This is a genomic window from Massilia sp. FBCC-B171 (genome assembly GCF_059134155.1).
This window is the reverse complement of the sequence record NZ_CP101443.1, coordinates 2,776,244-2,789,334: the sequence shown is the minus strand read 5'-3', so window position 1 is coordinate 2,789,334 and position 13,091 is coordinate 2,776,244. Positions and strand designations below refer to the sequence as shown.

Here is a 13,091-nt window from a genome sequence, read left to right as displayed (position 1 = left end):
TCAGGCGAGCCAGCCGCGCTCGTGGGCGGCCTGCAGGAAGTCGTCGACATCGCCTTGCAGGCCGCTGGCGCCGAAGGCCTGTTCGAGGTCGGCCACGATTGCCGGCACGCTGCGCTGGCCGTCGCAGCGCTTGAGGATTTCGGCCGCGCTGCCATTGAGCTTGACCATGCCTTCCGGGTAGAGCAGCACATAGTTATTCTGCGTTTCTTCCCATTGCATGCGAAAGACGCGCGACAGCGCGGGTTTGTCGGGCAGGGTGTTCATGGTGTCTCCGAAGAAGATGGATAGGCCTTGTCGATCGCATCGAGCATGGCCCACAGGACGTCGAGCTTGAATTGCAGGATCTCGAGCGCGCGCTCTTGCTGGACGCGGGTCGTGAAATGCGCCAGCGTCACCTGCAGGCCGTGTTCGACGTCGCGCTCGGCCAGCGAAATGCGGCCCCGAAAATACTGCAGGCCCGCGGGATCAATCCAGCCATAGTGCTGCGGCCAGTTGGCCAGGCGGTCCTTGTGGATCTGGGGCGCGAACATTTCCGTCAGCGAGGAGCAGACCGCTTCCTGCCAGGGCGCGTGGCGCGCGAAATTGACGTAGGCGTCGACCGCGAAGCGCACGCCGGGCACCACCAGGCGCTGCGACCACAGCGCTTCCGGATCGATGCCGGCCGCCGCGCCCAGGCGCACCCAGGCTTCGATGCCGCCCGCGTTATCTTCCCAGCCGTCGTGGTCGAGAATCCGGCGCACCCATTTGCGCCGCGTGTCGCGGTCGGGGCAGTTGGCGATGATGGCGCCGTCCTTCTGCGGAATATTGACCTGGTAATAGAAGCGGTTGGCGATCCAGCCGCGGATCTGGTCTGGCGTCAGCAGCCCGCCGTTCATCCTGAGGTTGAAAGGATGGTGAATGTGGTAACCCGCGCCGCGTGCGCGCAGTTGCGCTTCGAACTCGCTGGGGCTCCAGGGTGGAAGGCTCATAGCTCGATCTCCATGCCGTCGAAGGCGAGCTCGATGCGGTGGCGCGCAAGCTCGGCGCGCTCGGGCGAGTCTTCGTCGAGGATCGGGTTGGTGTTGTTGATGTGGATGAGGATCTTGCGGCGCCGGCGGTCGTCCCGGTCGAGCCTGTCGAGCACATCGATCATGCCGCCCGCGCCCGATTGCGGCAGGTGGCCCATGTCGGCCGCATGCTTGGACGAGAAACCCAGTTCGATCATTTCGTCCTCGCGCCAGAAGGTGCCGTCGACCAGCAGGCACGCGGCCGCCTGCATGGCCGCCTCCACCTGCGGCTCGATCGCGCCCAGACCCGGCGCGTAGAAGACGGCGCTGCCGTGTTCGAGGTCTTCGATCAGCAGGCCAATGTTGTCGCCCACGCCGGGATGGGCGCGGTGCGGCGAATAGGGCGGCGCCTTGCTCGTCAGGGCCAGCGGCGTGAAACGGATGCTTTTGACGCCCGGCACCTCGACCGGCAGCATGGCCGGTCCGCCGTCGATGGCCGCCAAGGGGTGCCAGCGCAGGCCGCAGTAATGCGAGAGGACGGGCGCCAGCGGCAGGCTGGCATTCAGGTCGTCCCAGACCGAGGCGCTGCAGTAGAGCGGCAGCGGCTTGCCCTCGCGTAGCATCAGCAGGCCGGTGACGTGGTCGACCTGGGCATCCATCAGCATCACGGCGGCGATGCCGGTATCGCGCCGGCCGCGCGCAGGCTGCAGGGCCGGCGTGGCGCGGATCTGGGCGAGGATGTCGGGCGAGGCATTGATCAGGACCCAGTCGATGCCATCTTTCGAGACCGCGATCGACGACTGGGTGCGCGCGGTGGCGCGGATTGAACCACTACGCAGGCCGTCGCAATTGCGGCAGTTGCAGTTCCACTGCGGGAAACCGCCACCCGCCGCGGAACCGAGGACGATGATTTTCATGGGGTGTCCGGTGATCCGGGCGCCGCGCCCTGCGGTTTTGCTCCCGCGACGCGGCGGCCGGTGAAACGTGGGCTTAGCGCTTGGCGATGTAGAGCGTGATTTCGAAGCCAAAACGCCAGTCGATGAATTCCGGTTTGCTCCAGGTCATGGTCGATCTCCTCAAGATTAGAATGGTGGGTTGCCGAATGCATGGAAAGACTGCGCTGGGGCGAGCCCCGGATCCTTGCAGACTTAGTACCAGAGCAAGTTCTGTGCCGCGGGGGCAGGGCCGGCGTGCGCCTGACGCATCAAGCAAAAAACCCGGGGCGGCGCCCTGTCAAAGGCGAGGGAAATGTTCACGGATAGAACAGTGTGTCGAAACTGAACACATCGCCTGCAACAATCTTCGCCGGTGGCTGGCAGGCCGGCGGTGATAAACTCATCGATTGGCGCAAACCACCATCCTTCCATCCATGCAGATCGCATTTGAAACGCCGGACCAGCCCGAGGTGCACGCACTGTGCAAGGAACTCGATGCTTACCTGTATTCGCTGTATCCGCCCGAGAACGTGTACGCGCTCGATCTCGCATCCCTGTTGCGTCCGAACGTGCACTTTGCCGTCGCGCGCAACGCGGCCGGCGTGTCGGTGGGGTGCGCGGCCATCGTGCTGAACCCGGGTTATGGCGAGATCAAACGCATGTATGTGCGGCCCGATGCCCGCGGCCAGGGACTGGCGCGGCGCCTGGTCGAAACCCTGGAGCACAAGGCGATGGAACAGGGCTGCCGCAGCTTCATGCTCGAGACGGGACCGACCATGCCGGAGGCGCTGCTGCTCTACGAACGCCTGGGTTACCGGGTCTGCGGACCCTTCGGCGACTATCCGCTCGACCCGCTTTCGGTCTTCATGCAAAAGAACGCGGTGTAAGTTTGCGTTGGCAAGGTTCTGCTGGCAATAAATAAACATCGCCGTTTACTTATTGCTGAGCCGGGATCAGAATGTGGGCATGCGCACTCGTTCGCCTTCGTCCACCAATACCTTGCTGATCGCCAGCGCCTGCCTGCTCGCGCTGCTGTCGACCACCGGCGCTTCGCTGCCGTACCCTATCCTGGCGCCCCTGTTCGGCGGCGAATCCACCAGCGCGATCACGGACTTCCTCGGCTTTCCCCCGAAGCTCTTGCTCGGCATAGCGCTGATGGTCAATCCGCTGGGCCTGCTGATCGGCAGCGCCGTGCTGGGGGCGATTTCCGACCGCTTCGGGCGCCGCCGCATCCTGCTCGGCACCGCCCTTGGCGCCGCGCTCGGGCATGGGCTCACCGCCGCGGCCCTGGTGGCCGAATCCTATCCGCTCTTCCTGCTGGCCCGGTTCGCCACGGGCCTGCTCGAAGGGAACGGGGCGATCATGCGCGCCATGCTGGCCGAAAAGCTGACCGGGGGCTTGCGCAACCACGCGCTGTCCTGGCTGAACGGGGCCTTCCACCTCGGCTGGCTGGTCGGGCCTCTGCTGGCGGGCTTGACGGTGGGCGTGTCGATCATGCTGCCGTTCGCGATTGCCGCCGGGGCGCTGGTGCTGGGCGCCGGCCTGGCTGCAATCGCCCTCGCGCGCGAAGCTGCTGCGCCAGCCGGCGGCGCGCGCTGGTGGGTGGTGGCCTCGCAAAAGCATGCATTCACGCTTCTCCGCCATGCGCCGCTGCGCGCGCTGTTCTATGTGCATTTCGCTTACGCCTGCGGCGTGGCCGCCTTCTACGAATTCTTCCCGCTGTGGCTGGTCGACGTCGGCCGCTACGAGGTGCGCCAGATCGCGTTTGTGAACATGGGCATGTGCGGCCTGATGACCTTCGCCGCCCTGTTTGCCGGCCGCGCCAGCCGCATTGAACCCCAGCGCCGCGCCAGCGTGCAGGCGGGCCTGGCGGCGCTGGCGATCCTGGCCGTCGGCTTCGGCAACCTCGGCGTGGGCCTGGTGGCCATTGTCCTGTTCGGGTTGCCGCATGCCTTTTATAACGCGACCGTGCAGGGCTGGGCGGCGGACCGTTTCGCCGGCTTCGGCCAGGGCGCGGTCATGGGCTTGCTGTCGGCGACCTTTTGCCTGGCGAACATCGTGATGGCGCTGGCGGGCGGGCTGCTGGCGCTGGTCGACACACAGCTGGTGCTGATCGTCGGCGGTTCCCTCGCGGTCTGGGCGGCCTTCGCGATGCGCAGCGCGAGCGCGCGCAAGCTTGACCACGCAATGGAGGCAAAGTGAATTCCTTCGACGAAGTGCTGCTCCTGCTGAAAACCCGCGGACCGCAAACGGCCCAGGCCTTGTCCGGCCTGCTCGGCATGACCTCGATGGGCGTGCGGCGCCAGCTGGAAGCGGCGCAGGAGAAGGGACTGGTGAGCTATGCCGACAGTCCTGGCAAAGTCGGGCGGCCGGTGCGGCGCTGGCTTCTGAGCGAAGCCGGCCATGCGCGCTTCCCCGACCGCCACGCCGAGCTGACGCTGGAGATCATTGCGCAGGTGCGCCTGCTGTTCGGCGAAGACGGTTTGAACCGCCTGGTCAAGGCGCGCGAAGTTGCGGGCGAAGCGGCCTACCGCGCTCAGGTGGGGGCGTTTGCTTCTCTTGCGGAGCAGGTAGCGGCGCTGGCACGGGCGCGCGATGCCGAGGGGTATATGGCGGAAGTTGAAACGCAGGCGGACGGCAGCGTGCTGCTGGTGGAGAACCATTGTCCGATCCGCGCGGCGGCGCGGTCGTGCCAGCATTTCTGCCGTTCCGAGCTCGAGGTCTTCGGGCGCGTGCTGGGGCCGCAGGTGTCGGTGGTGCGCATCGAACATCAGTTGGCCGGGGCGCGGCGCTGCGCCTACCGGGTCAACCCGGTGCCCGGCTGACATCATCCAAGCTTCGCCCAAAAAAAATGCCGCTGTCTCCAGCGGCATTTTTTCATCAAGCCACGATCAGTCCGAAGCGTAGATGTCGTTGTCCTTGGTTTCGCGAACGAAGAACGCACCGATCGCAACCGTGATCAGGGCGATGATGATCGGATACCAGAGGCCGTAGTAGATGTTGCCGTTGGCCGCCACGAGAGCGAACGAGATGGTTGGCAGCAGGCCGCCGAACCAGCCGTTACCGATGTGGTAAGGCAGGGACATCGAGCTGTAGCGGATACGGGTCGGGAACATCTCGACCAGCATGGCCGCGATCGGGCCGTAGACCATGGTCACGTAGAGCACCAGGATGAACAGCAGCAGCACCAGCATCGGCTTGTTGATGCGGGCCGGGTCGGCTTTCTCGGGATAGCCGGCCGACTTCAGGGTGCCGACGACTTCGGTCTTGAGCGCCGTTTCTTTCGCCTTGCTGTCGGCGTCGAAGTTCAGGTTGTCAGGCGTCATGACCGCGTTGAAGGACTGGATGACCTTGTCGCCAATCTTGACCTGGGCCACGGAGCCGGCTGGGCCGGCAACGGTATCGTAGTTGACCGAAGCGTTGGTCAGCATGCGGGTGGCGATGTCGCAGGACGACGGGAATTTCGCCGTGCCGGTCGGGTCGACCTGGAAGTGGCAGGTGGCCGGGTCGGCGACGACGGTGACCGGCGCGGTGGCGATGGCCTGTGCCAGGGCAGGGTTGCCGTAGTGGGTGATGGCCTTGAAGATCGGGAAATAGGTTGCCGCCGCGATCAGGCAGCCGCCCAGGATGATCCACTTGCGGCCGATCTTGTCCGACAGCGCGCCGAAGAACAGGAAGAACGGCGTGGCCAGCAGCAGCGAGATGGCGATCAGGATGTTGGCGGTCGGGCCGTCGATCTTCAGGGTTTGCGTCAGGAAGAACAGTGCGTAGAACTGGCCGGTGTACCAGACCACGGCCTGGCCCATCGTCAGGCCGACCAGGGCCAGGATGACGATCTTGGCGTTCTTCCAGTTCATGAAGGCTTCCGACAGCGGCGCCTTGGAGGTCTTGCCTTCGGCTTTCATCTTGGCGAAGGCCGGCGATTCGTTCATCGACAAACGAATCCAGACCGAGACGCCCAGCAGGATCACGGACAGCAGGAAGGGAATGCGCCAGCCCCAGGCGGCGAACTCGGCTTCGCCGACGACGGTGCGGGTAGCCAGGATGACCAGCAGCGACAGGAACAGGCCCATGGTTGCGGTGGTCTGGATCCAGGCGGTGAAGAAACCGCGCTTGCCTTCAGGTGCGTGCTCGGCCACATAAGTGGCTGCGCCGCCGTATTCGCCGCCCAGCGCCAGGCCTTGCAGGATGCGCAGGGTGACGAGGATGATCGGCGCCGCGATGCCGATCGTGGCATAGCCCGGCAGCAGGCCGACGATGAAGGTCGAGGCGCCCATCAGCAGGATGGTGACCAGGAAGGTGTACTTGCGGCCGATCATGTCGCCGAGGCGGCCGAACACGAGCGCGCCGAACGGACGGACGATGAAGCCGGCCGCGAAGGTGAGCAGGGCGAAGATGAAGGAGGTGGTGGGATCACCAAGGAAGAACTGCTTGCCGATAATGGCGGCAAGCGAACCGTAGAGGTAGAAGTCGTACCATTCGAAAACGGTGCCAAGCGAGGACGCAAAGATCACCTTGCGTTCTTCCTTGGTCATCCCCTGCGAGGTGGGCACTGACTTGCCCCCTGCGGTCATGCCTGGTGTGATAGCCATTTTTTGTCTCCGTCTATTAATTTGATTTCATCGGATAGCTTTGAAAGCTGGTCGCAGTGTGGACCGTTAAACTTACGTCATGCTTGCTCCAAACTTACCCGAAACTTACATTTTATTGATGGGTTCGCTTGCGTAAGTTGGTAGGCTCGGCTACCCGAAACGGAGCGAACAAATGTTTTCTCATTTGGACACCACCCGGGCAGGAATCGATCCGGAACAGCCCTTGAGGCGGGCCAGAGAATTTGCGAACGGTCGTACTTAATTGTGCTATTCTCATCTGGTCCAATTCGAGTAGTCACTACCAACCAGGGAGACCAGCATGCAAGAAGCAGTGATCGTATCGACCGCCCGCACGGGCCTGGCCAAGTCGTGGAAGGGTGCTTTCAACATGACCCACGGCGCCACGCTCGGCGGCCATGCGCTGGCCGCGGCCATCGAACGGGCCGGCATTGGCGCCGGCGAAGTCGAGGACGTGATCATGGGTTGCGCCAATCCGGAAGGCGCCACGGGCGCGAACATCGCGCGCCAGATCGCGCTGCGCGCCGGCTGCCCGACCACGGTGCCGGGCATGACGGTCAACCGCTTCTGCTCGTCCGGCCTGCAGACGATTGCCCTGGCCGCCCAGCGCATCATCGCGGGCGAAGGCGAGATCTACGCCGCCGGCGGCGTCGAATCGATCTCCTGCGTGCAGCAGGAAATGAACACCCACATGCTGACCGACCCCTGGCTGCGCGCCAACAAGCCGGAAATCTACTGGCCGATGCTGCAGACGGCCGAGACCGTCGCCAAGCGCTACGGCATTCCGAAGGAGCGCCAGGATGCGTATGGCGTGCAGAGCCAGCAACGCGCCGCCGCCGCCCAGGCCGCGGGCCGTTTTGATGCCGAAATCGTGCCGGTGACGACCGTCATGGGCGTGGCGGACAAGGCCTCCGGCCAGCTCCTCACGCGCGAAGTGACGATTTCCACCGACGAAGGCATCCGCGCCGACACCACCATCGAAGCGGTCTCGAAAATCCGCACCGCGCTGCCGGGCGGCGTGATCACGGCCGGTAACGCCAGCCAGTTCTCGGATGGCGCCTCGGTCTCGATCCTGATGAGCCGCAGCATGGCTGAGTCGAAAGGCCTGCAGCCGCTGGGCGTGTTCCGCGGCTTTGCCGTGGCCGGCTGCGAGCCCGACGAGATGGGCATCGGCCCGGTGTTCGCGGTGCCGAAACTGCTGCAGAAGGCTGGCCTCACCGTCGCCGACATTGGCCTCTGGGAACTGAACGAAGCCTTCGCCGTGCAGGTGCTGTATTGCGCGGACAAGCTCGGCATCCCGATGGACCGCCTGAACGTGAACGGCGGCGCGATTGCCGTGGGCCATCCGTATGGCGTTTCCGGCGCGCGCCTCGTTGGCCACGCGCTGATCGAGGGCAAGCGCCGTGGCGTGAAATATGTGGTCGTCACCATGTGTATTGGCGGCGGACAGGGCGCGGCAGGCTTGTTCGAAGTCCTGTGATACGCAAAACCTTTCAAACTCATTGCTGAGAGTCGAAAAACCTATGATCAAACATATCGTCATCTGGAAACTCAAGGACGAAGCCGAAGGCGCAGACCGCCTGACCAACGCGCGCGAAATGAAGCGCCGGCTCGACGAATGCGCGGACATTGTTCCCGGCATCCTGAAGTTCGAAGTCACCCTGGCCCAGCCAGGCCTGGAAGCGACCTACGACGTGGTGCTGTACTCGGAATTCGAGGACAAGGCCGCGCTCGAGGCGTACGCCACCCATCCGACGCACAAGGCGCTGGTGCCCTTCATCGGCGCCGTGCGCGAGGCGCGCCAGTGCATGGATTACGAAGTCTGAATACTGAACCTTCACCCATAACAATACGGAGACAGCATGCGCACTACCAAGGATCTATTTTCGTTGCAAGGCAAAACCGCCCTGGTGACTGGCGGCTCGCGCGGGCTCGGCCTGCAGATGGCCGAAGCGCTCGGCGAGCAGGGCGCGCGCGTCGTGATTTCGGCGCGCAAGCAGGAAGAACTCGATGAAGCCGTGGCCCACCTTGCCGGCAAGGGCATCGATGCCTCCGCCATCGCGGTCGACCTGCAGAGCGAAGCCAACGTCCAGCCTTTCGTCGAGGAAGCACTGCGCCGCCTGGGCCAGATCGATATCCTCGTCAATAATGCCGGCGCCAGCTGGGGCGCGCCGGCCGAGGAGCATCCGCTCGAAGCCTGGGACAAGGTCATGAACCTGAACGTGCGCAGCATCTTCCTGGTGTCGCAAGCGGTCGGCAAGCTGTCGATGATTCCTCGCCGCTACGGCAAGATCATCAATATCTCCTCGATCGCGGGTCTTGCCGGCAATGCGCCGGGCACGATGAGCACGATCGCCTACAACACCTCAAAAGGGGCCCTGGTCAATTTCACGCGCGCGCTGGCCGGCGAGTGGGGCCGCCACGGCATCACCGTCAACTCGATTGCGCCGGGCTTTTTCCCGTCTAAAATGACGAAGGGCGTGCTGGCCTCGATCGGCGTCGACAAGCTGGCGCAAGGCTCGCCCCTGGGCCGCCTGGGCGACGACGAAGACCTCAAGGGTGCGGTGGTGCTGTTCGCCTCCGATGCGAGCAAGCACATCACCGGCCAGATCCTGGCCGTCGATGGCGGCGTGTCCGCGGTGTAAGGAGAGTTCCATGAAGAACTTCAAGGGCAAGGTCGCCGTCATCACCGGCGCCGGTAGCGGCCTGGGCCGCGAATTCGCCGACCGGGCGGCCGAACTGGGCATGAAGCTGGTGCTGGCCGACGTCCAGGCCGACGCGCTCGAACGCGCCACCGACGAGTTGCTCGCTGGCGGGGCCGAAGTGCTGGCCATGGTCTGCGACGTCAGCAAGGGCGCCCACGTGCAGGAGCTGGCCGATGCGGCGATTGCGCGCTTCCACGGCATTCACCTGGTATTCAACAATGCTGGCGTCGGCTCGGGCGGCCTGGTCTGGGAAAACACGCAAGCCGACTGGGAATGGGTGCTGGGCGTGAACCTCTGGGGCGTGATCCACGGCGTGCGCGTGTTCATGCATGCCATGCTCGAGTGCGCCAGCCGCGACCCGGACTACGAGGGCCACATCGTCAATACCGCCTCGATGGCGGGCTTGCTGAACGCGCCGGCCATGGGGGTGTATAACGTCTCCAAGCATGCCGTGGTGTCGCTCTCGGAATCGCTTTACCACGACCTGCAGCTGGTGAAAGCCCCGATCGGCGCCTCGGTGCTGTGCCCGTATTTCGTCCCGACCGGCATTCACCAGTCGCACCGCAACCGTCCGGAAGACCTGAAGCCCGAAGTGCGGCCGACGGCCAGCCAGCTGGCGGCCCAGGCGGTGACCAGCAAGGCGGTGGAATCGGGCAAGGTGTCGGCGACCGACGTCTCGCGCATCACCTTCGATGCGATTCGCGAGGGTCAGTTCTACATCTACTCGCATCCGCAGGCCTTGGGCGGCGTGCGCGAGCGGATGGAAGCGATCGTGCAGGGCGTCAATCCGCCCGATCCTTACGCGGCCACGCCCCACGTGCGCGAGATGCTGCGCTCGCGTTTGTAAGTCAGCGGGATTGGATTCGGAGAGCGGAGCCTGCGGTCTCCGCTTTTTCATGGGCGCGCTAAACGCCTCTGGAAAGTTCGCCGGCGGTGGCTGTCGGGTTGTCGTTGGGGAATTCGTTGATGTTGCCGGTGGTCGATTGGGTCTGGCAGCCGGCCAGGATGGCGGCGAGGCTGGCCGAAAAGAATAGTCGGGATGGGCGCATGGTGATCCTCCGCGTAAGGCGAAAGAAAACGCTAACGCCGCCGATGTCAGGAGGTTTGCGCCTGATCAAACGCGTCGAAGGAACTAATCCGAAGCCGAAGCGCACCGTAGGGTGGGATCTCGAGCCCACGCGGTCGGGCGCCCGATCAGTGATAGCGGCTGATTCGTCCAAGCAAGCCGATCAGACCGCTCGTCCTACGACGAGATATCGACTCGCCACCGCAGCACCGCGTGGGCTCAAGAGCCAGTCTTTTAAAGGTGCGCTTCCGGCAAGCAACAGCAATAGCGTGGCACTATTATTTGTAGTTTGCGTCCAAGTGGTACAGGAGGACTGTGCCATGTTGAACGAAGTGATAGAGCAGTGTGCCAAGGGAAGTCCAGTCACGGTGATGGCGCGACTGGCGCTGCAGCACGCATTGGAGCCTGCCTGGCTCGATAAGTTATTCGAGCGTAAACGCGGCAAGCAGTATGAAAGAGAACTGCTGTTCTCAACAACAGTAGACTTGGTATCGCTGGTAGCGGTTGGGTTGCGCCCATCGCTGCATGCTGCTGCCAGGGAATGTCCTGAATTAGGCGTGTCAGTGCAGGCACTGTACGACAAGCTCAAGCATACCGAGCCCAATCTGGTACGCGCATTGGTAACTGAAAGCGCAACGCGCCTCGACGCAGTGCTGGCGCCGATGATCAAAGATGAGCCGCTTACCGTGCCGGGCTACCGGCTACGGATCGTCGACGGCAGCCATTTGCCAGCGACCGAAAAGCGACTCAAGCCATTGCGAGGCTTTGGTGGGGCGCCCCTGCCGGGTCACTCCCTAATCGTTTACGATCCGGACCGCAGGTTGGTGATCGATATTGAACCGTGCGAAGACGCCTATACGCAGGAACGGACCGTGATGTCGTCACTGCTCGAGCGCGCCATGCCGGGCGAGCTATGGATCGCCGATCGCGCTTTCAGCACCCGCACCATTCTGGGCGAATGGGATCGCCGCGGTTGCAATTTCATCGTGCGTGAGCACAGCAGCACTCCCAATCCACATGCGCTGGCCGACCTGTCTTGCCATGGACTTGTTGAAACAGGAAGCGTGTTCGAACAAGCGGTCGAGTTCGAGCCCGAAACGCAAAAAACGGTAAGGCTGCGGCGCATTGAACTGCACTTGGACGCAGCGACCGACAGCGGAGAAAAGGTCATCCGGATACTGACGAATCTGCCAAGCGAGGAGTTCACGGCATGTGCAATAGCACGCCTCTATCGGCATCGCTGGAAGATCGAGACGCTGTTCCAGCGTCTTGAATCTGTCTTGCACAGCGAAGTGAAAACATTTGGCCATCCACGCGCAGCTTTACTGGCCTTCGGCGTGGCGGTCATGGCCTATAACGTCCTGAGCGTCATTCAGGCAGCCATCTCGGCCGCCCATGATTTACGTAACCAAGGCATCGAGCTGTCGCCGTTTTATGTCGCACTCGAAGTGAAAAGCTGCTACGCCGGCATGATGATGGCGACGACGGTCGCCCCTTGGAAACCCTACGACGCCCTCGACGCCCTGCAGCTAAGCCGCCTCCTGCTGGAAATCGCCGTACATGCCAGGCCCAAGGCGCTCCGCAAGAATCCAGTATTCCCCAAAAAAACGAAGGAGAAATCCATCGTTTCAGCAGCAGAGAAGCGCCGCCATGTATCGACAGCGCGTGTGCTTAAGGCAGGGTTCGTTAGCTAAGACCTTTAAAAGACTGGCTCAAGAGCCCACCCTACGGTACGCGACCGGATCGACAAGCTCACCCGGCGGTGCGCATTACGGCTGCACAACCCGCTCATGCAACTCCGCCGGCGCATTCTCATACAGCTTCACCACCGTCGAGGTCCGCGTGCCATACCCCGGCGTCTCGATGCACACCGCCGACAGCACCCGCTCCAGGTCGAGCGGCACGCCGGTTTCCGGCAGACGCATGTCGGGCGCGCGAGTGGTGTCGGCCAGCATCTCGAAATAGGCGTCCTCGGGTGCGCCCTGGCACAGCAGGCTGGCGAACTGGGCCTTCGTGCGGGTTACCTTCGGCCAGGGCGCGTCGAGCAGGCCGTTCGAGACGCCGTAGATGCGTCCGGCTTCGAGGGGCTGGCCATTGCGCGGGTCGTCGCCGGCACGGTTCGAATACCAGTACAGGCTGTCACGGTCGCCAAGCACCAGGTTGAAGCCGTTATAGACGTCGCCGCGCTCCGTGATCAGGTCGAGGTATTCGGCGGCCGAAAACGAACCCTGCAGGAAGTCCGCCACCAGCTCTCCGCGCGAGGGCGCATTCGCGCGGCCTTCGCCGGGGGCGCGGATATTCGTCAGCGCGGCGAATTTCGGCCCGTTCGGCCCTTCGCGCGTGATGCCCATCCAGCTGCCGCCGTGTTCCAGGTCGCGCCCGGCGATCAGGTTGGGGTGTTCAGGCCAGGGGGCGGCCGGGGCGGCGGGGCGGTCGTAGAATTCGTCGCGGTTGGCAACCGCGATCACGGGCACGCCCGGGATGACACGCCAGGCAAAGACGATCAGGCACATGGGGGAAACTCCACGAAAACTTCGACGCGGCGCGGGCCTTGTACCAAATGGCCGAACCCGGCTTCGCTCGCCGCAGCTTCCAGCGCGTCGGCGAAGCTGTCAGGCACGTCCGGATACACTTCCATCCAGGTCTGCATGCCGTCCTGGCTGCCGGGCCGGCGCAGCAGGCGCGCGGCGCCCGGCTCTAGTACCCGGGCCTGCAGGGCGCCGACCAGGGGCGCGAGGGCGGCGGCGTCTTCGTCGCGCACCTTGTAATACACGTAGAGGTCGATCATG

At 63.9% G+C, this 13,091-nt stretch carries 16 protein-coding genes; 8 read left to right on the top strand and 8 right to left on the bottom strand.

Annotation, left to right across the window (positions count from 1 at the left end):
* The 4 genes from pqqD to pqqA all read right to left on the bottom strand — a co-directional run bounded on the left by pqqD (position 1) and on the right by pqqA (position 2,066).
* Positions 1 to 264, bottom strand: a complete 264-nt coding sequence (gene pqqD, locus NMB41_RS12695; protein WP_494378179.1) for a pyrroloquinoline quinone biosynthesis peptide chaperone PqqD — start codon at positions 262 to 264, stop codon at positions 1 to 3.
* Positions 261 to 968 (bottom strand): pyrroloquinoline-quinone synthase PqqC, encoded by a 708-nt coding sequence (gene pqqC, locus NMB41_RS12690; protein ID WP_494378178.1) that lies wholly within the window; start codon positions 966 to 968, stop codon positions 261 to 263. The genes pqqD and pqqC overlap by 4 nt, the downstream gene beginning before the upstream one ends.
* A complete protein-coding gene (pqqB, locus tag NMB41_RS12685) occupies positions 965 to 1,903 on the bottom strand; it encodes a pyrroloquinoline quinone biosynthesis protein PqqB (RefSeq protein ID WP_494378177.1) in 939 nt (312 codons plus the stop codon). The genes pqqC and pqqB overlap by 4 nt, the downstream gene beginning before the upstream one ends.
* A 73-nt stretch (positions 1,904 to 1,976) precedes the next feature.
* A complete protein-coding gene (gene pqqA / locus NMB41_RS12680; protein WP_494378176.1) occupies positions 1,977 to 2,066 on the bottom strand; it encodes a pyrroloquinoline quinone precursor peptide PqqA in 90 nt (29 codons plus the stop codon).
* Between the two features lie 289 nt (positions 2,067 to 2,355).
* Here pqqA and NMB41_RS12675 point away from each other — a divergent pair, with 289 nt between their 5' ends.
* The 3 genes from NMB41_RS12675 (at position 2,356) to NMB41_RS12665 (ending at position 4,746) form a co-directional block, all read left to right on the top strand.
* A complete protein-coding gene (locus tag NMB41_RS12675) occupies positions 2,356 to 2,808 on the top strand; it encodes a GNAT family N-acetyltransferase (RefSeq protein ID WP_494378175.1) in 453 nt (150 codons plus the stop codon).
* A gap of 79 nt (positions 2,809 to 2,887) precedes the next feature.
* Positions 2,888 to 4,123, top strand: a complete 1,236-nt coding sequence (locus NMB41_RS12670; protein WP_494382793.1) for an MFS transporter — start codon at positions 2,888 to 2,890, stop codon at positions 4,121 to 4,123.
* Positions 4,120 to 4,746: a helix-turn-helix transcriptional regulator gene (locus NMB41_RS12665; protein WP_494382792.1), complete on the top strand. Its 627-nt coding sequence runs from the start codon at positions 4,120 to 4,122 to the stop codon at positions 4,744 to 4,746. Before NMB41_RS12670 ends, NMB41_RS12665 begins: the two co-directional genes overlap by 4 nt.
* Positions 4,747 to 4,812: 66 nt before the next feature.
* Here NMB41_RS12665 and NMB41_RS12660 read toward each other — a convergent pair whose 3' ends face one another.
* Positions 4,813 to 6,513 (bottom strand): MFS transporter, encoded by a 1,701-nt coding sequence (locus NMB41_RS12660; RefSeq protein ID WP_494382791.1) that lies wholly within the window; start codon positions 6,511 to 6,513, stop codon positions 4,813 to 4,815.
* A 319-nt stretch (positions 6,514 to 6,832) separates the two neighbouring features.
* On the opposite strand from NMB41_RS12660, the gene NMB41_RS12655 reads away from it, so the two are divergent.
* The 4 genes from NMB41_RS12655 to NMB41_RS12640 are packed head-to-tail and all read left to right on the top strand — an operon-like array spanning position 6,833 to position 10,083.
* Positions 6,833 to 8,011, top strand: a complete 1,179-nt coding sequence (locus NMB41_RS12655; RefSeq protein ID WP_494382790.1) for an acetyl-CoA C-acyltransferase — start codon at positions 6,833 to 6,835, stop codon at positions 8,009 to 8,011.
* A 43-nt stretch (positions 8,012 to 8,054) separates the two neighbouring features.
* Positions 8,055 to 8,357, top strand: coding sequence for a Dabb family protein (locus NMB41_RS12650; protein ID WP_494382789.1), 303 nt, complete (start codon positions 8,055 to 8,057; stop codon positions 8,355 to 8,357).
* A gap of 36 nt (positions 8,358 to 8,393) precedes the next feature.
* Entirely contained in the window at positions 8,394 to 9,176 is a 783-nt protein-coding gene (locus NMB41_RS12645) for an SDR family oxidoreductase (protein WP_494382788.1), read from the top strand.
* Positions 9,177 to 9,186: 10 nt separating this feature from the next.
* Positions 9,187 to 10,083, top strand: coding sequence for an SDR family oxidoreductase (locus NMB41_RS12640; RefSeq protein WP_494382787.1), 897 nt, complete (start codon positions 9,187 to 9,189; stop codon positions 10,081 to 10,083).
* A gap of 58 nt (positions 10,084 to 10,141) precedes the next feature.
* On the opposite strand, the gene NMB41_RS12635 is transcribed toward NMB41_RS12640, so the two are convergent.
* Positions 10,142 to 10,285 (bottom strand): hypothetical protein, encoded by a 144-nt coding sequence (locus tag NMB41_RS12635; protein WP_494382786.1) that lies wholly within the window; start codon positions 10,283 to 10,285, stop codon positions 10,142 to 10,144.
* A gap of 388 nt (positions 10,286 to 10,673) precedes the next feature.
* Between NMB41_RS12635 and NMB41_RS12630 the strand changes: the two genes are divergently transcribed.
* Entirely contained in the window at positions 10,674 to 11,996 is a 1,323-nt protein-coding gene (locus NMB41_RS12630) for an IS4 family transposase (RefSeq protein WP_494382837.1), read from the top strand.
* Positions 11,997 to 12,071: 75 nt separating this feature from the next.
* Here NMB41_RS12630 and NMB41_RS12625 read toward each other — a convergent pair whose 3' ends face one another.
* The gene (locus NMB41_RS12625) at positions 12,072 to 12,815 is read right to left on the bottom strand and encodes an NRDE family protein (RefSeq protein WP_494382785.1); all 744 of its coding nucleotides are present in this window, start codon (positions 12,813 to 12,815) and stop codon (positions 12,072 to 12,074) included.
* Positions 12,806 to 13,090 (bottom strand): DUF4936 family protein, encoded by a 285-nt coding sequence (locus NMB41_RS12620; protein WP_494382784.1) that lies wholly within the window; start codon positions 13,088 to 13,090, stop codon positions 12,806 to 12,808. Before NMB41_RS12620 ends, NMB41_RS12625 begins: the two co-directional genes overlap by 10 nt.
* Between the last annotated feature and the right edge of the window lies 1 nt (position 13,091).

Excerpts from the sequence above, each read along its gene's own strand:
- NMB41_RS12640 (WP_494382787.1), top strand. The coding sequence starts at position 9,187 with ATGAAGAACTTCAAGGGCAAGGTCGCCGTCATCACCGGCGCCGGTAGC.
- NMB41_RS12620 (WP_494382784.1), bottom strand. The coding sequence starts at position 13,090 with ATGATCGACCTCTACGTGTATTACAAGGTGCGCGACGAAGACGCCGCC.
- pqqB (WP_494378177.1), bottom strand. The coding sequence starts at position 1,903 with ATGAAAATCATCGTCCTCGGTTCCGCGGCGGGTGGCGGTTTCCCGCAG.
- NMB41_RS12645 (WP_494382788.1), top strand. The coding sequence starts at position 8,394 with ATGCGCACTACCAAGGATCTATTTTCGTTGCAAGGCAAAACCGCCCTG.
- pqqC (WP_494378178.1), bottom strand. The coding sequence starts at position 968 with ATGAGCCTTCCACCCTGGAGCCCCAGCGAGTTCGAAGCGCAACTGCGC.
- pqqD (WP_494378179.1), bottom strand. The coding sequence starts at position 264 with ATGAACACCCTGCCCGACAAACCCGCGCTGTCGCGCGTCTTTCGCATG.
- NMB41_RS12670 (WP_494382793.1), top strand. The coding sequence starts at position 2,888 with ATGCGCACTCGTTCGCCTTCGTCCACCAATACCTTGCTGATCGCCAGC.
- NMB41_RS12660 (WP_494382791.1), bottom strand. The coding sequence starts at position 6,513 with ATGGCTATCACACCAGGCATGACCGCAGGGGGCAAGTCAGTGCCCACC.
- NMB41_RS12630 (WP_494382837.1), top strand. The coding sequence starts at position 10,674 with ATGGCGCGACTGGCGCTGCAGCACGCATTGGAGCCTGCCTGGCTCGAT.
- NMB41_RS12655 (WP_494382790.1), top strand. The coding sequence starts at position 6,833 with ATGCAAGAAGCAGTGATCGTATCGACCGCCCGCACGGGCCTGGCCAAG.
- NMB41_RS12625 (WP_494382785.1), bottom strand. The coding sequence starts at position 12,815 with ATGTGCCTGATCGTCTTTGCCTGGCGTGTCATCCCGGGCGTGCCCGTG.
- NMB41_RS12635 (WP_494382786.1), bottom strand. The coding sequence starts at position 10,285 with ATGCGCCCATCCCGACTATTCTTTTCGGCCAGCCTCGCCGCCATCCTG.
- NMB41_RS12650 (WP_494382789.1), top strand. The coding sequence starts at position 8,055 with ATGATCAAACATATCGTCATCTGGAAACTCAAGGACGAAGCCGAAGGC.
- NMB41_RS12675 (WP_494378175.1), top strand. The coding sequence starts at position 2,356 with ATGCAGATCGCATTTGAAACGCCGGACCAGCCCGAGGTGCACGCACTG.